20 protein-coding genes and 1 pseudogene are annotated in these 14889 nt (G+C 43.1%); 7 read left to right on the top strand and 14 right to left on the bottom strand.

Features of this window, described 5'->3' with window-relative positions; translation table 11 throughout:
- Nucleotides 1-54: 54 nt before the first annotated feature.
- Entirely contained in the window at nt 55-1221 is a 1167-nt protein-coding gene (locus tag GVY04_09470) for an ATP-binding cassette domain-containing protein (protein ID NBD16354.1), read from the bottom strand.
- A 341-nt stretch (nt 1222-1562) separates the two neighbouring features.
- Between GVY04_09470 and GVY04_09475 the strand changes: the two genes are divergently transcribed.
- The 3 genes from GVY04_09475 to folP all read left to right on the top strand — a co-directional run bounded on the left by GVY04_09475 (nt 1563) and on the right by folP (nt 5280).
- On the top strand, nt 1563-2690 hold the full coding sequence (locus GVY04_09475; protein ID NBD16355.1) for a response regulator: 1128 nt from the start codon (nt 1563-1565) through the stop codon (nt 2688-2690).
- Between the two features lie 107 nt (nt 2691-2797).
- Entirely contained in the window at nt 2798-4177 is a 1380-nt protein-coding gene (locus GVY04_09480; protein ID NBD16356.1) for an aldehyde dehydrogenase family protein, read from the top strand.
- Nucleotides 4178-4428: 251 nt separating this feature from the next.
- Nucleotides 4429-5280, top strand: a complete 852-nt coding sequence (gene folP, locus GVY04_09485) for a dihydropteroate synthase (protein NBD16357.1) — start codon at nt 4429-4431, stop codon at nt 5278-5280.
- Here the strand turns inward: folP and GVY04_09490 are convergent.
- The 3 genes from GVY04_09490 to GVY04_09500 form a co-directional block, all read right to left on the bottom strand.
- Nucleotides 5249-5956 (bottom strand): phosphoribosyltransferase, encoded by a 708-nt coding sequence (locus GVY04_09490; protein ID NBD16358.1) that lies wholly within the window; start codon nt 5954-5956, stop codon nt 5249-5251. The genes folP and GVY04_09490 overlap by 32 nt on opposite strands.
- Nucleotides 5949-7598 (bottom strand): citramalate synthase, encoded by a 1650-nt coding sequence (gene cimA / locus GVY04_09495; protein NBD16359.1) that lies wholly within the window; start codon nt 7596-7598, stop codon nt 5949-5951. The genes GVY04_09490 and cimA overlap by 8 nt, the downstream gene beginning before the upstream one ends.
- A gap of 98 nt (nt 7599-7696) precedes the next feature.
- On the bottom strand, nt 7697-8389 hold the full coding sequence (locus GVY04_09500; protein NBD16360.1) for a glutathione S-transferase family protein: 693 nt from the start codon (nt 8387-8389) through the stop codon (nt 7697-7699).
- An 89-nt stretch (nt 8390-8478) separates the two neighbouring features.
- Between GVY04_09500 and GVY04_09505 the strand changes: the two genes are divergently transcribed.
- Nucleotides 8479-9390: an AAA family ATPase gene (locus tag GVY04_09505; GenBank protein ID NBD16361.1), complete on the top strand. Its 912-nt coding sequence runs from the start codon at nt 8479-8481 to the stop codon at nt 9388-9390.
- Nucleotides 9391-9501: 111 nt separating this feature from the next.
- On the opposite strand, the gene GVY04_09510 is transcribed toward GVY04_09505, so the two are convergent.
- The 6 genes from GVY04_09510 to GVY04_09535 form a co-directional block, all read right to left on the bottom strand.
- Nucleotides 9502-9675 (bottom strand): hypothetical protein, encoded by a 174-nt coding sequence (locus GVY04_09510; GenBank protein NBD16362.1) that lies wholly within the window; start codon nt 9673-9675, stop codon nt 9502-9504.
- 21 nt (nt 9676-9696) lie between these two features.
- The gene (locus GVY04_09515; GenBank protein ID NBD16363.1) at nt 9697-9879 is read right to left on the bottom strand and encodes an addiction module toxin, HicA family; all 183 of its coding nucleotides are present in this window, start codon (nt 9877-9879) and stop codon (nt 9697-9699) included.
- 1 nt (nt 9880) lies between these two features.
- A complete protein-coding gene (locus GVY04_09520) occupies nt 9881-10126 on the bottom strand; it encodes a type II toxin-antitoxin system HicB family antitoxin (GenBank protein NBD16364.1) in 246 nt (81 codons plus the stop codon).
- Between the two features lie 276 nt (nt 10127-10402).
- A complete protein-coding gene (locus GVY04_09525) occupies nt 10403-10513 on the bottom strand; it encodes a hypothetical protein (protein ID NBD16365.1) in 111 nt (36 codons plus the stop codon).
- Nucleotides 10514-10545: 32 nt separating this feature from the next.
- On the bottom strand, nt 10546-10920 hold the full coding sequence (locus tag GVY04_09530; protein ID NBD16366.1) for a hypothetical protein: 375 nt from the start codon (nt 10918-10920) through the stop codon (nt 10546-10548).
- 30 nt (nt 10921-10950) lie between these two features.
- Entirely contained in the window at nt 10951-11325 is a 375-nt protein-coding gene (locus tag GVY04_09535) for a hypothetical protein (GenBank protein ID NBD16367.1), read from the bottom strand.
- Nucleotides 11326-11774: 449 nt separating this feature from the next.
- Between GVY04_09535 and GVY04_09540 the strand changes: the two genes are divergently transcribed.
- Entirely contained in the window at nt 11775-12839 is a 1065-nt protein-coding gene (locus tag GVY04_09540) for a transposase (GenBank protein NBD16368.1), read from the top strand.
- A gap of 163 nt (nt 12840-13002) precedes the next feature.
- Here the strand turns inward: GVY04_09540 and GVY04_09545 are convergent, their stop codons facing one another.
- On the bottom strand, nt 13003-13212 hold the full coding sequence (locus tag GVY04_09545) for a hypothetical protein (protein ID NBD16369.1): 210 nt from the start codon (nt 13210-13212) through the stop codon (nt 13003-13005).
- A 57-nt stretch (nt 13213-13269) separates the two neighbouring features.
- Nucleotides 13270-13464, bottom strand: a complete 195-nt coding sequence (locus GVY04_09550; protein ID NBD16370.1) for a hypothetical protein — start codon at nt 13462-13464, stop codon at nt 13270-13272.
- A 111-nt stretch (nt 13465-13575) separates the two neighbouring features.
- On the opposite strand from GVY04_09550, the gene GVY04_09555 reads away from it, so the two are divergent.
- Complete coding sequence (locus GVY04_09555; protein NBD16371.1) at nt 13576-13839, top strand: hypothetical protein; 264 nt, start codon at nt 13576-13578, stop codon at nt 13837-13839.
- Nucleotides 13823-13906, top strand: a pseudogene (locus GVY04_09560) (type II toxin-antitoxin system RelE/ParE family toxin). The gene GVY04_09555 and the pseudogene GVY04_09560 overlap by 17 nt, the downstream one beginning before the upstream one ends.
- A 19-nt stretch (nt 13907-13925) precedes the next feature.
- Here GVY04_09560 and GVY04_09565 read toward each other — a convergent pair.
- Nucleotides 13926-14111, bottom strand: a complete 186-nt coding sequence (locus tag GVY04_09565) for a hypothetical protein (GenBank protein NBD16372.1) — start codon at nt 14109-14111, stop codon at nt 13926-13928.
- A 1-nt stretch (nt 14112) separates the two neighbouring features.
- The gene (locus GVY04_09570; GenBank protein NBD16373.1) at nt 14113-14586 is read right to left on the bottom strand and encodes a DNA-binding protein; all 474 of its coding nucleotides are present in this window, start codon (nt 14584-14586) and stop codon (nt 14113-14115) included.
- Nucleotides 14587-14889 lie beyond the last annotated feature (303 nt).

Here is a 14889-nt window from a genome sequence, read left to right on the forward strand (position 1 = left end):
AATCTTTGTGAACTTTGTGCCTTGGTGGTTCTTTTGATCCTAAAAAGAGACTACCTAATGAGAAAGAAAAATACAGTCTTCAATTGACCAACTCAGACGCACTGTTTGCCCTTCTTGATAAGCTTGACTGAGCCAGTGTTCGATATGGGTTTTATACAGCAGTTCCTTTTCACTGGGGAGAATTAGAGAAACGCGGATAATATAGCCGGTAAATTCAATTGCAGTAATGCGAGCGGTAATACTGTTTTGATCAGAACTGGGGATGGTGTCTGGGTTGGCTAAGGTAATGCGATCGCTGCGAACACAGCAGGCTGCGTCTTGACCATTGGCAACAGTATATCCCTCAGCGATCATTTGACCCACATCTGGAATGTCAAGTTGAACGCGATCGCGCTCTCCATGAGGAACACTATCAATCACTCGCCCTTGAAAAATATTGTTATCGCCAACAAACTCAGCGACAAACTGCGAAGCGGGATGATTATAAATCTCTTCTGGCGTTCCCACTTGATCCACATGACCATGATTCATCACGACAATGACATCAGATAGCGAAAAGGCTTCATCCTGGGCGTGTGTCACCTGAATAAACGTCATCCCAAACTGTTTTTGTAGCTTTCGTAGTTCCCCTCGCGTTTTCACCCGCAACGATTCATCTAAGGCACTGAGCGGTTCATCGAGCAATAAAACTTGCGGTCGCGTGACTAAACCTCTGGCTAAAGCAACCCGTTGCTGTTGTCCGCCACTGAGTTGTTGCGGTTTACGATCGCTGAAGGCTTCTAGCCCCACAAGAGTGAGGATTTCCGCAATTTTCTGAGTCCGCTCCGCTTTTGGAGTCCCCTGCATTTTCAAACCAAACCCGATATTATCCCAAACCGTTTGATGGGGAAATAGGGCATAATTCTGAAAGACCATTGCTGTATTGCGTTGGGTTGGGGGAAGTGTTGTCACATCGCGATCGCCGAGATAAATTTTCCCTGCTGTCACCTCTTCATGTCCCGCTAACATTCGCAAAGTCGTCGTTTTTCCACAACCACTGGGTCCCAACAAACAACAGTATGATCCAGAGGGAATATCAAGGGTAATATTTTCCACTGCGACAAAGGAATCATAGCGCTTCGTGACTGACCGTAACTGCACACTACTACTGGCATACGGCTCTGTAGTAGGAACAGAAGATGAGGTTTTAACGCTTCCTTGAGTAGAGGTTGAAGAGTGCATGGGAGATATAAATTCCTCTGAGATAAACGGCAGAGTATGCTCAACCCAATCCTGAGCAGGAGCATAGGGAGTCAGTTTTTGTATACGGTATACACTAAATGTCAAATAAACTGTATTCATTAATACGGTCTGTCCGTAAAATTACAGAAATCGCCGTAAAGCCCACGTGCTTTTAGCCGTGGGAGTGGATCAACGCCTTACTAACTCCCCTTCTATCACCTTATTGCAATTGGGAATCTTTCGAGAGGATGAGGCAGCAACAGTCTTAAAAAGGGAATAATATCATCTGGAACTTAATTTTTTTTAATTTAACCGGATTAGTATAATAATTTAATATTTTAATGAATCATTCCCTCGATACTGTAAAAGATAAACCAGACACAATCCTAGTCGTTGATGATTCTCCAGATAATGTGCTGCTGGTACAGAGTATTTTGGAGGAAGAAGGCTATCACATTGAAGTTGCCGAAGAAGGTGAAAGTGCCATTGAAAAAGTGATTGCAAATCCCCCACAGCTCATTTTACTGGATGTGATGATGCCGGGGATGGATGGTTTTGAAGTCACAGAACGGATTCGTCAAGAAGAAGATTTACCGTTTATCCCAATTTTACTGATTACAGCTTATGATCAACCCAGTGTTGTCAAAGGGTTAGATAGTGGTGCTGATGATTTTATTCGCAAACCGGTTGAGTTAGAAGAACTCCTCGCGCGAGTCCGGTCTTTATTACGTTTGAAACATAGCGTCGATGAACGGGATGAAATTGCTCGTCAACGGGCTGATTTCGTCTCTCGCCTGACCCATGATTTACGGACGCCCTTAGTTGCTGCGGATCGGATGTTGAATTTGTTTCAGCAAGGCGCATTAGGACAACTGTCTCCGCCGATGCAAGAAGCCATTGCGACGATGACGCGCAGCAATCGTAATTTATTGGATATGGTGAATACATTACTGGAAGTGTATCGCTTTGAAGCCGGACGTAAGGTCTTAAATTTTGCCCCGGTGGATCTCAAAGCAGTGATCGATGAAGTGATCCAAGAACTGAAGCCTTTAGCAGAAGAAAAAGGTTTGACCTTAGAAATCCAAGATAAAATCGGTGAGGAGCAATCAACGACGGTAGAAGGGGATCGTTTAGAATTAAGGCGAGTTTTTACAAACTTGGTGGGTAATGCAATTAAATTTACTGATGAGGGGAGTGTCAAAATCCGGATGCAACCGTTGACCAAAATCGAAACCCCTCAGTTAATGATTGAAGTGGAAGATACAGGTCCAGGTGTTTCACCAGAAGAGCAAAAAACTTTGTTTGAGCGCTTTCGGAAAGGAAAGCATCGTCATTCGGGGAGTGGCTTAGGCTTGCACTTATCCCAGCGCATTTTAGAGAGTCATCAGGGCAGCATTACTTTAGAATCAGAAGTTGGAAAAGGTAGTTGCTTTACTGTTAAATTGCCGATTAAACAAGATGAAGGATGAAAAAACAGTGGTTTCTAGTTGGATGAAAAACTGCTAAAAACTGACTTCATAGCGAATATTTTAATTCACTTCTTTTACGGAAAATTATAGATAAAAAAGGATAAGTCATGTTAGCAACGACTGATGTGCAAGGCATTGTCCAAGCACAAAAAGATTTTTTTGCCACCGGAAAAACAAAAGAGGTTGCCTTTCGCAAGGAACAGTTAAAACAGCTGAAACAAGCAATTAGTGATTTTCAAGAGAAAATTACAGAAGCATTGTTTCAAGATTTAGGGAAACCCAAGTTTGAAGCCATTGTGACAGAAGTTGCCTATTGTGGGGAAGAAATTGATTATTTTCTCAAACACTTGGATCGATGGGCGAAACATCAACCTGTTAAAACGCCGCTCAATTTTTTCCCAGCCAAATCTTTTATTGTCCCGGAACCCTTAGGACAAGTGTTAATGATTAGCCCTTGGAATTATCCGTTTCAGTTAGCCATTATTCCCCTTTTAGGCGCGATCGCGGCAGGAGATTGTGCCATTATTAAACCATCAGAAATTACGCCCAATACCTCGAAAGTTTTGAGCGATTTAATTGCACAAAATTTTGATCCCAGCTACATTACCGTGGTGGAGGGAGATAAAACGGTCGCTCAAGAATTATTGCAACAAAAGTTTGACCATATTTTTTATACCGGTGGTAGTGCGGTTGGCAAAATTGTCATGAAAGCCGCAGCGGAACATTTAACTCCCGTCACTTTAGAATTAGGGGGGAAAAGTCCTTGTCTTGTGGAACCGGATATTCATCTTGAACACAGTGCAAAACGAATCATTTGGGGCAAATTTATTAACGCCGGACAAACTTGTATTGCCCCGGATTATTTACTGGTTCATCGCAGCATTAAAGAGGAATTAGTGCAGGCGATGAAAGCGGGTTTAAAAGAGTTTTATGGGGAAAATCCAGCAGAAAGTTCGGATTACGCCAGAATTGTCAGTGAGAGACATTTTAATCGCCTCAGTCAATTTTTAGATAACGGTAAAATTCTTGCGGGCGGAGAAACGGATGCAGAAACCCGTTATATTGCACCCACGCTGTTAGAGGCAGTGAGTTGGGAAGATCCGGTGATGCAAGAGGAGATTTTTGGTCCCATTTTGCCGATTATTGAATATGAGGATTTAGACCGCGCGATCGCGCAAATTAATGCCTATCCTAAACCCCTCGCCCTTTATCTCTTTTCTCAAGACAAAAATAAGCAACAAAAAGTGTTGCAAGAAACCTCTGCTGGTGGGGTAACCATTAACGATACGATTATCCATATTGCCTCCACGGAACTTCCGTTTGGCGGTGTCGGTGAAAGTGGTATGGGTGCCTATCATGGTAAGGCCAGTTTTGATACGTTTACCCACTATAAAAGTGTGACCAATCGCAAGTTCTGGCTAGATATTCCCTTGCGTTACCCGCCTTACGCTGGAAAATTTAAGTTTCTCAAATTCTTATTTAAATAGGGTCTGCAGAAAAAGTTCATTGGTGGGTGTAGTTAGGGAATAGGGAACAGCCTTTCGGCTTCGCTCAAGGCAAGGGAACAGGGAACAGTAAATGTAGGTTGATCAGGTGCAATTTTATTGCTGAAAATTTCTGAAACCTTTGCCCTTGATTTGACTGCAATCAGTCGTTAATTGCTCAATTCACAACCGTTTGAGCTTAATGCAGTCAGTTCTAAAGTAGAATCAATCAAGTGAGTCGTTAACAATCTTTGATGAAGCAACAAGCACAAGAAATCACGATTCGAGATAAATCGTTTGTTTGGGGAAAGCAAACCTACCTCATGGGGGTGCTGAATATTACGCCGGATAGTTTTAGTGATGGGGGCGACTATAATCATTTGGAAGCAGCCTTTCAACGGGCTGCGGCGCTAGTAGAAGCAGGGGCAGATATCCTGGATGTAGGCGGACAATCTACCCGCCCTGGGGCAAAGCAAATTTCCCCAGAAGCCGAGTTAGAGCGCGTGATCCCCATTATCAAACGGATTCGCAAGCATCTCAATGTCCCCATTTCTGTGGATACCACTCGCGCTGAAATTGCCCAACAAGCGGTGCAGGCGGGGGCAGATTTAGTCAACGATATTTCTGGGGGAACGTTTGATGCAGCAATGTTGACCACGGTTGCGGCGTTAGAGGTTCCGATCATCCTCATGCATATTCGGGGAACCCCAGAAACCATGCAACAACTGACTGATTATGAAGATTTGGTGGGCGACATTATTGCTGTCTTGCGTGAACGGATTGCAGCCGCGGAAAAAGCGGGAGTTGCGCGATCGCGCTTGCTCATCGATCCCGGAATTGGTTTCGGCAAAACTGCTGAGCAAAATCTTGAATTGTTACGTCAATTGGATCAATTTCAAACCCTTGGTGTCCCCATTTTAGTCGGAACCTCTCGCAAAAGTTTTATTGGCAAAATTCTCAATCAAGATGACCCGAAACAACGGGTGTGGGGAACGGCAAGTACTTGTTGTGCTGCCATTGCACAAGGGGCGGATCTTCTGCGAGTCCATGATCTGCCTGAGATGTGGGAAGTGTCTAGGGTTGCGGATGCGATTTGGCGCGTTTAGCTTGTTCCTTTAATAGGGAAATCGCTTCCTCGGTGGAAACTTGCGGAAATTCCTTGTAAAAGCGCCCCACATTCCAAAAGGGGTCTGGGGTTTGTAAAATAATGGCGCGATCGCAGCTTTGTTCCAGTTGCGGTTTCATCTCCAACGGCGCAACGGGTGCTGCCATCCAAACCTGCGCGGGTTTCCTGTCTCGTAACGCTTTCACCGCTGATAGCATGGTCATCCCGGTGGCAATGCCATCATCCACAATAATGACAATCGAATTTTCAATACTGGCAGAGGGGCAGTGAGGATTAAACTGTTCTTGTTGCGCGATCGCGCTTTGCAGTGCCTTTTCTCTCGCCTGCGTTAACGCTTGCTGATTGCTTTCTTCCAGGAGAGATGTCTGCCCCCAAATAGTTGTTCCATCGGGCGCTACTGCCCCTAACGCTAATTCTGGATTAGACGAAAGTGCAATTTTCTTGGCGGCTAAAACCTCTAACGGACAATTTAATCGTTGGGCAAGGGGAACGGCTACTGGGATTCCACCGCGAGGTAGCGCAACTACCCTGACCGCGGCTGGGGCTTCCACACCACTGAGGGCAGTTGCGACAGCTTCAGCAAGCTGTTCTCCAGCGCTTAACCGATTTTTATAGGAGGTTACATCTGACACAGTTAATGAGTTTCGACTATTCATTCAAGGCAGGCGAAATCACTTTCAGATTCCCCTTCTCCTGTAACAAACCATACTCAATTCCAGCAACCACGGCTTGGTAAGAGGCATCCAAAATGTTGGGCGAAACCCCAATCGTTGTCCAACGTTGTTTGCCATCGCTAGATTCAACAAGAACGCGCGTCACCGCATCCGTTCCTGCCGTACTATCCAGGATACGGACTTTATAATCCGTTAAATGGAACGCTGCGATTTCAGGATAGAACTGCACCAGTGCTTTCCGCAGGGCAGCATCTAACGCGGACACCGGACCATTGCCTTCGGCGGCTTCTAAGATATCTTTGCCATTGACACTGACTTTAATCGTAGCCACCGCATCACTGAGTAAGGCTTCTTCCCCTCTGAGCATATCGCAATTCACTTGAAAACCCTTTAATTGGAACATTTCTTGACGTTGTTCCAACATTTCATAAACCAGCAGTTCAAAACTGGCTTCGGCAACTTCAAACTGATAGCCTTGGTTTTCCAGTTCTTTAGTGCGTTGGAGGATATCGCGACAGGTGGGGTCTTTTTTATCCAACTGAATCCCAAAAGAGCGGGCTTTTGCCACAATATTACTAATTCCAGCTTGATCGGAAATGACAATGCGGCGTTCATTACCAATCACTTTCGGATCAATATGTTCGTAAGTTAACGGGTTGCGTTCTACGGCTGAAACATGAATGCCCCCCTTATGCGCGAAGGCTGAACGTCCCACAAAGGGGGCATGGGGATTGGGAGCAAAATTAACAATTTCGTTGATTAAATGACTAGTGGGGGTGAGTTTTGCCAGTTCTTCCGGTTCTAAGCAGGAATAGTTCAGTTTTAATTGCAGATTGGGAATCACTGAACAGAGATTGGCATTGCCACACCGTTCTCCATAGCCGTTCATTGTCCCTTGCACCATAGTCGCCCCATTTTCCACTGCGACTAAGGAACTGGCAACCGCTGTATCCGAATCATTATGGGTATGAATCCCCAATTTCGGTGCCGATTCGTTACTGGAATCAATACCGAAATGCTGAACAATCATCTGACTCACTTCACCCACCGTTTGCGGTAAGGTTCCACCGTTGGTGTCACAGAGAACCAGCCACTCCGCCCCTGCTTCCACAGCCGTTTCTAGCGTCTTCAGGGCATAGTCTGCGTTGGCTTGATAGCCATCAAACCAATGTTCGGCATCATAAATAACCCGTCTGCCTTGGGAGCGTAACAGCGCGATCGTATCGCGAATCATGGCGCAATTTTCTTCTAAAGTTGTCTTTAAACCTTCTGTGACGTGCAAATCCCAAGACTTCCCAAAAATCGTCACCCAGCGCGTTCCTGCCGAGAGGATTGCCTGTAACATGGGATCATTTTCCGCCGAATGGTTGGGGCGACGAGTGGAACAAAAAGCAACTACTTCTGCTTGGGAAAGGGGTTCTTCTTTCAGTTGCCAGAAAAATTGGACATCTTTGGGATTCGCACCGGGCCATCCCCCTTCAATAAAGGGAATCCCGAGTTGGTCTAATTTATGAGCAATTTTGAGCTTATCTTCCACAGAGAGAGAGATCCCTTCTTGTTGTGAACCATCTCTGAGGGTCGTGTCATAAATCCAGACGCAATTATTTTTGGGGGTTAAACTCATTCCTAACTTAAAAATTGGCTTTAAAACTTAGTTTGAATCAATCTCAAACAATGATCACTTGTCAAATATTAATTTTTAATTTTACCTTATTAAAGTCCCTAACTATCACGCATTTCTTGGGCGGTTATCCCGCTGACTGTGTTATTGGCATACTTTTCGTATTGGGCAATGTAAAGTTCACGAGCGTTCTTAATTTGTTGGACAGACTCGCGCTGAGACATCTCTTCCCACCAGTGTTGCAGGAAGGAACAACTTGAGGGAAGAAACACATCCCGATAATGCTCTAAGATACAAAAGCGTTCAAACCAAGGATAGAAGGTCAAATCCACTAAAGATAAACGATTGCCTAACCAATACTTGCCATTGCTACTCAATTTTTGCATTCCTTCTTTTTCAATGAACTGTAACTGTTCTTGGAATTGAGTTTTCCATTTGGTTTGTTTTTCTGGGTTTTGTTCCAACAGCATTTTATAAAAGACTGGAACCAATTTTGTATTAGCAAAATCAATCCAAATTCTTGCTAGGGCGCGTTCACCAGGAGACTCAGGAAGCAAAGCTGGTTCGGGAAACGCTTCATCTAAATATTCATTAATAATGGCTGATTCCCAAATTCGATTTTCCTGATGTTTAATAACAGGAACTTTACCATAAGGAGACACTTCAGAAAACCAATCCGGTTTGTTATTTAAGTCGATTTCAATGAGTTGGAAATCAATGCCTTTTTCCATGAGGGTGAGGCGAGTGCGATGGGCAAAGGGGCAAACACTGGCGCTGTAGAGTTCTAGAGTCATTTGAAAATTCTTCCGGCTACGATCGCTTGTTTCTATTTTGATGGTAAGCTAGACGCGATCTCAGATTCATCGCGCTACCAAAAACGACAATGGGAACTGTTATTAGTACCGTTAACATGAAAGGAGGGGTCGGTAAAACTACCCTAACGGTTAATCTTGCCACTTGTTTAGCCAAGAACCATCAAAAACGAGTTTTAGTGGTCGATTTAGACTCACAAATTAGTGCGACTCTGAGTTTGATGCCGCCGCAAGAGTTTTCTAAAGCACGTCGGACTCGGCGCACACTCAGTTATCTCATTGATAAAGTAGTGCGTCCGAATATTCGTCGGAAGTACGATACACCTGATTTGATTTATTCGCAAATTTGCGAAATTAATGGCTTAGAATTACTCGCTGGGGATATTGAACTTTATGATGAGTATTTAGTCTCGAAAAAACTCCATGAAGAAGCGATTTCCGATTCTGAACAAGATTTTAATCAGGCTTGGGATCATTTTGAAGTAACGCTGGTCCGAAAAATTCTGGAACCGGTCATTGATGACTATGATTTTATTATTATGGACTGTGCGCCGGGTTATAATTTACTCACTCGTAGCGGCATTGCTGCTAGTGATTTTTATTTACTTCCCGCCCGCCCAGAACCCTTATCGTTAATTGGGGTTCAATTGCTAGAAAAGCGGATTGCTCGCTTAAAAAACAATGATAAAACTGAATCCGAGCAACTGAAAAAACTCAGTTTATTAGGGATTACTTTTATCTTATCCCATGGGGGATTATTTGGTCGCTACTATAAGCAAGTAATGCAACGGATTGAGCAAGATTTTGAACCGGATCAAATCTTTCGAGAGCAAATTCCCATGGATGTGAATGTGGCGAAAGCTGTGGATATGTTTACTCCGGCTGTTTTAGCAATGCCCAATTCTTCAGGGTCAAAAGCATTTGTCAAACTCACCGAAGAAATTTTGAAGAAAATATCTAATGCTTATAGTTATTCCAAATAAAAACTAACAGGAAGTAGAATGTTGAAAGCAGGAGAAAAATATAAATTTCTCAAAACTCGCGATCGCGCAAACGGTTAAACCACCGCGCCTATCGTTCTGTTTGACGGACTTCTAACATTTTTTCAGTGTATCAAACAAACTAAAGGCTGTGATCGCGCTTTCCTTCCCAAACAGAGGATCGCGCCTTAACTTTCCTTTCCGCTTATTCCAAAGCGCGATCGCTGCTTCCTTCCCAAAAATCCGATCTCGCTTTGCCTTTTCTATATTCTTTATTGTTCCAAGCATTCCTCCCGAGAAAACTCCTGCTTACCTTAAGATTCGTGCTAACAATCCGACGCTAATCTCTCCTTTATGAGGATTTGGAATAATTAAAGTTCGATTTCCTCTTCGCATTTGGGGATGTTGTCCTCCGGCAAAGGGACCTTCAAACCCAAGTTCCTTTAAACGTTGTACTAACTCATTGTAAGTTACAGGAGATAAACGAGCCATTTTAGACAGGTTGAGTCAGATGGTTGAGGTTAATATTGGCGATTACAGGAATTTCTAAACCTAAACTCAATCGTAAAGCAATCCAGTCACTGAGAGCTTCTCTAAGTTCTCGGCGACATCCTTCAAGGGTAGAATGATTCGCCCAGACCCCTTCTAAAGGTGGAATCTCGCCCCAGTAAGATTGATCGTCTTCGATAATTTCGTAAGTTGCAAGTTCCATTGCTTGATCGATATAGTTGGCTAGCATTGCTTCGTATGTCGAAAACACTTCTTCTTTTACCAAAAAAGCGATCGCGCTTTCCTCTCCAAAACCCTTGATCGCGCCAACTATCAATTCTCATTATCTATCGTAGCAGCTTAGAAATTTCCTAAAGATAGCGCGATCGCGCTTTGAGTTCTCATTTACCTATCAAGAATTTCACATGGATGTACGACTTTAATATCAGCTATTCCTGAAAAATCATTGGGATGAGGAGTTACTAAACCGTAAGATAATAGGCTCTTCTAGACTAGGTATGACAAATTAAGAACAAAAATGCCAACTTAATAAAAGTCTTCTTCTAAAGTTGTTGAAATTTCTTAAGCCAAATGCTCTCCTCTTAATTAACTTAATTTTTTGATTGATTCCCTCCACGACTCCTTGGGTTGTTCTTTCATCAAAGTAGCCTATAGGTATTCTGCGCTCACTTCTTGATTTCTTTTTTCTAAAAATGCGATGGGTTTTCTTTGGTCTAAGTCCACTAAAACAGCAGCATAATTTTTCCCTCCTTTCACCTGAGTAATCTCATCAATTCCTAGCTTTTTTAGATGCTTAGGTTTCTCAGCTAAAAAATCCGCTTCTGCTTCTTTCAATAAGGTTTCAATTTCCGCTGGGGTCAGACCATTTCTTTGGGCTGTATTCAGAACATCTGTTTCTAAGACTTCCTTCACCACTTTCGAGGCTAGTCTTTTTGTATAAGTTCTTCTTTTTTTCACAAAACTTAGTTCCTCTGAAAACACCTTCCGACAACTTTTACATCTAAATTGACGACGATTGACCAACGGTCATCCGCAGGCTCCCGAATTTAACCATTACTCGTATATCTTGCTACGGTCAAAGGCTTCATTAGCCAGACTTACATTTGTTTTTGGCAGTTGCTCAACCCACTCTTGGAAGTCTTTGGCACGTTCTAAAGGAGTTGCCCGTTGCCAAAAGGGAATTTCAGCACATTGCTGGGATTGATCTTTATGCTGATTGAGGGAAAGCCTCTGTGAATAATTCTTCAGTAGTCTTTCGATAGGTTCATAAGCGCGAACAATGCGCTGGCTTATCAACATGAGACTTTCAAAATACCAAGCATAGCCTTGAAGTAGTTCTCTTACTCGGTCTCGATGGACGAAAACTTTTGCACTAACATCATACTCGCCTTCAAATTTAGCTTTGGCATGAATAATAGAATCCCTCAATTGAATTGAGTTTAGGAGATAATTCCATTCAGGACTGTTACTCTTATCAAGGCTAAAGAGATTCCCTCTACTCTCACCCAACTCATACTGAGTTTTTCTGTTAGTTAATCTAAAGTCGTGATTGCTGCTTCTGCACAACAATTGTGATCGCGCTTTAAGTCCTCATCTACTTTCTATGATCGCGCCACATCGCCATAAAGGGATCATTCTCTAAATCAGTATTGGGTGAGCCAGAGATCAATTCGTCCTGTTGGTATTTTTGCTTCAAAAACGCGATCAGCCTGACAACTTGAGTCTGTGCTTCAGTTGGTAGGGCTAAAAATTCATCTACTCACATCTTGCACCAAAGATCAAAAGACGAGTAAATAAGGAAATACTTCTAATCTGACTTTGGATTAATGAAAGACCTGAGTAATGCACAAGAGCTCATCTATCAATTGGTAGAACTGATGGAAAGCGACTACCAAAAACAGAGTCTTCAAGCCTTTCTAGAACTGTTTCTCAAGGCCCAAGGAACACACCGGCCCCAACACTCTCAAGTCAAATCAGCTAGTGCTCTCAGTCGTTTTCTCAATCATTATCTTTGGTCGGCACGAGCGCTCATTCGCCAAGTCAGACGGATGATTAAGCAACAACTAAGCCACTATCATCCCCGAGGTCGGCGTCCTCACTTACAAGTAATCGTTGACTTAACAACCTTGGAAAAACGGGGAAAGTTTAAGGGCTATCAAGACCTAGTTCATGTGTTTGATGGCAAGAGAGGATTGCATCTAGTCGTCATCTATCTGGTAGTGGGACGGTGGCGTCTTCCATGGAGTTTTCGCGTCTACAGAGGAAAAGGATATTCAACTCCAGCACAGTTGGGATTGAAGTTAGTACGGCAACTGCCCCGATGGCTAAAACGCCAATTTCAGGTCATGGTATTGGCAGACACAGCTTTTGGTAGCATCGAATTTCTCAAAGGATTACGCTCTCTGAGGCTTCATGCTATTACTGGTGTCCGTCGTGACCGTCTTCTCCAAGATGGTCGCCCTCTGTGGCAACTACATAAGCCGGGCCAACAAGTCAGGCTTCAAGGACTTAATTTTCCGGTTACTGTAGCTTGGTTCTATCTCAAACGAGATGGAGAAAGGAAACCCTCTAAACGGTATGTTCTATCCACTAAAGCCTTAAAAGCTAGTACCATTGTTTGGTGGGGAAGACATCGCTGGCAGATTGAGGGATTTTTTAAGACAGCTAAATACCGTTTTGGTCTCCATCAGTTTGGTCAAAAGACTCTCACGGGAATGTATCGTTGGTTAATCTTGTCCTTAGTCGCTTTTCTGCTTGCTCATTGGGGTTATCTTTCTCTCGATACCAGAGAGTTACCGGATTGGGGAGTGGCTGCAACCATTATCCTTGAGACTTGCTTGGTAGAATTAGTTATTGCTCTATTGTTAGCTGAAGTTGAGCGTCAACGGCCTTTACTCAAACAGCAGGGATTAGATGTTCAAATTACCAGGTGCAAGATCTGAGTCTAGGAACTCTTGGTTTGTCATCGTGATACCTTTACAGCAGGATCAATATTTGCTAGCTCTAGCATTATACTCATTGCTTCTATCTTAAATTCTAAGGAAGAGAGCGCGATCGCGCTTTCCTCTTAAAAAGCGAATGGCAACAGAAGTATCCAGTGCAATCTCACCACTCATTCACATCTATCTGCCGACAATCGTTAATAATCACTTGCTGTAATTTTTCAGCCTCCGCATCACTTAAAATACCAGCAAATTTTTTGAGAGGATGAGTTTTGCGGGTCGCTTTAACTCGATGTAAAAAATCTAACACGACTGGAATAAGGTCATCAGGAATTTGTTCCAGTTCTGCAATCAGTTGTTCGCGATTAGTCATGGATCTATCAACCTCAATTTATTTGACTTATGACATATGGTCGCGCAAAATCTTAAGTTACTCATCTATCGTACCAGCTAAGAAATTTCCTAAAATCGCGCGATCGCGCTTTCCTCCCCAAAACCCTTGATCGCGCTTTACCTTTCCTTTCCGCTTATTCCAACACGCGATGTTCCCTGTGGGAACCGGCGTAGCCATCGCGCTTTCCTCCCCAAAACTTGTGATGTTCCCTGCGGGAACCGGCGTAGCCATCGCGCTTTCACTTTTCTTTCAGTTGATTCCAATTTGCGATGCCCAAGGGGTGATGGCTATCCTACATCAAGCAGAGAGTAAAATGGGATAAAGTTGAGATTGAGTTGACTGATGACAAAAACGGTTGAAGGATTTTATCAAGACGGATACATTCAAATCAGTGAATTACCGCAAGGAGTCAGTGAACAGACTCAAGTTCTGGTGACATTCCTTGAATCGGGCAAACTAAGCCCAAGTCAGTTACGCTCTCTTGCAGAACAGTTGGAGACACTAGCAGGGATTCAGCAAGGATTTGATGAATTAAATGCGGGACAAACTCGTCCCCTTGCGGATTTTACTCAACAGATGCAACGCAAGTATGACATTTCAGATTGAAATTACTTCCATTGCTGAATCGCAAATTGAAAAAGCCTATCAATGGTATCAGGAGCGTAACCCAAAGAAAATATCACAGAAATCTCTTAGCTTACAGTTGCTTTCCCTGATTGATCAGACTTTTTTGGGGATAGAGTCACTGCTTTTCTTCCACTTTTTGCTTGTCTGTTACGCCAATCTGCAAACATGGCAGCCACATCATAGTTAAAAGCCTTGGCGCGTTCTTCTCTATATTGATGAATTTCCTCTAGAATCTCATTATTTAATGTCATTTTACTCTCCCATCAGTTCATAAGGGGTGCAAATTCTTGGTAGTTCATATCCAAAGTCAGAGCAGATTTGAGTTAGTTTTTTCTGGATTTGAACATTTGCAATATGCTTACAATTCCACGTTAGCAAATAGTCCATACCGTGAACAGTAGCGAGGGCAATATGAGCAGCATCATTTGCTGCTTTGTCTGGCAAGTTGCTTTTTGCTAAAAACTGAATTGTTAATTCTTGACCTGCTTCTGTTGGATTTAATAATTGACAATTTTCCAAGAGAGAAAGCCGTTTTGTCGCGATTTCTAAATCTCCTAGAGATGCTTCATCCACAACGATTAAGGAAGCAAATAAGTCAAAAATTTGACTCCGCTTTTCCCACCAATCTTTGGTTACTTCAATATTGGCTGCTAAAATCAAATTTTTGGTCGATCTAGCAGTCAAATATCCCAAAATACTGGTTTCAATATAAACAGTTTCTCTCACACCCTTTTAGAAAAATCTAATCTATAAGTTTTATCTTAACCTGCGATCGCTGCCCTTTCCAAAAGATCACAATTACGCACTTAGTTTTCATCTACCTTCCGCGATCGCGCAAACTCTTAAACCATCGCGCATATCGTTCTGTTTGACGAACTTCTAACATTTTTTCAGTGTATCAAACAAACCTTAAGGGATGACAACAAAGCTATAAGGCAGACTGGAGGGTAGATACAGCCTTGAGACCTCTGTGAAAATCTAGGGATTTATGAGGCTTGAGAGCCATCAAACGATGAGCTAAATCTGACC

Source organism: Cyanobacteria bacterium GSL.Bin1, assembly GCA_009909085.1.
In the GTDB taxonomy this organism is placed as follows: Bacteria; Cyanobacteriota; Cyanobacteriia; order Cyanobacteriales; family Rubidibacteraceae; genus Halothece.

What these genes read in the sequence shown, in the direction of transcription:
- GVY04_09545 (NBD16369.1), bottom strand. Translation starts at nt 13,212, where the DNA reads ATGACTAATCGCGAACAACTGATTGCAGAACTGGAACAAATTCCTGAT.
- GVY04_09510 (NBD16362.1), bottom strand. Translation starts at nt 9,675, where the DNA reads ATGCTTGGAACAATAAAGAATATAGAAAAGGCAAAGCGAGATCGGATT.
- GVY04_09505 (NBD16361.1), top strand. Translation starts at nt 8,479, where the DNA reads ATGGGAACTGTTATTAGTACCGTTAACATGAAAGGAGGGGTCGGTAAA.
- GVY04_09480 (NBD16356.1), top strand. Translation starts at nt 2,798, where the DNA reads ATGTTAGCAACGACTGATGTGCAAGGCATTGTCCAAGCACAAAAAGAT.
- GVY04_09540 (NBD16368.1), top strand. Translation starts at nt 11,775, where the DNA reads ATGGAAAGCGACTACCAAAAACAGAGTCTTCAAGCCTTTCTAGAACTG.
- GVY04_09565 (NBD16372.1), bottom strand. Translation starts at nt 14,111, where the DNA reads ATGACATTAAATAATGAGATTCTAGAGGAAATTCATCAATATAGAGAA.
- GVY04_09515 (NBD16363.1), bottom strand. Translation starts at nt 9,879, where the DNA reads ATGGCTCGTTTATCTCCTGTAACTTACAATGAGTTAGTACAACGTTTA.
- GVY04_09550 (NBD16370.1), bottom strand. Translation starts at nt 13,464, where the DNA reads ATGGCTACGCCGGTTCCCGCAGGGAACATCACAAGTTTTGGGGAGGAA.
- GVY04_09520 (NBD16364.1), bottom strand. Translation starts at nt 10,126, where the DNA reads ATGCTAGCCAACTATATCGATCAAGCAATGGAACTTGCAACTTACGAA.
- GVY04_09470 (NBD16354.1), bottom strand. Translation starts at nt 1,221, where the DNA reads ATGCACTCTTCAACCTCTACTCAAGGAAGCGTTAAAACCTCATCTTCT.
- GVY04_09500 (NBD16360.1), bottom strand. Translation starts at nt 8,389, where the DNA reads ATGACTCTAGAACTCTACAGCGCCAGTGTTTGCCCCTTTGCCCATCGC.
- GVY04_09490 (NBD16358.1), bottom strand. Translation starts at nt 5,956, where the DNA reads ATGAATAGTCGAAACTCATTAACTGTGTCAGATGTAACCTCCTATAAA.
- GVY04_09475 (NBD16355.1), top strand. Translation starts at nt 1,563, where the DNA reads ATGAATCATTCCCTCGATACTGTAAAAGATAAACCAGACACAATCCTA.
- folP (NBD16357.1), top strand. Translation starts at nt 4,429, where the DNA reads ATGAAGCAACAAGCACAAGAAATCACGATTCGAGATAAATCGTTTGTT.
- GVY04_09555 (NBD16371.1), top strand. Translation starts at nt 13,576, where the DNA reads ATGACAAAAACGGTTGAAGGATTTTATCAAGACGGATACATTCAAATC.
- cimA (NBD16359.1), bottom strand. Translation starts at nt 7,598, where the DNA reads ATGAGTTTAACCCCCAAAAATAATTGCGTCTGGATTTATGACACGACC.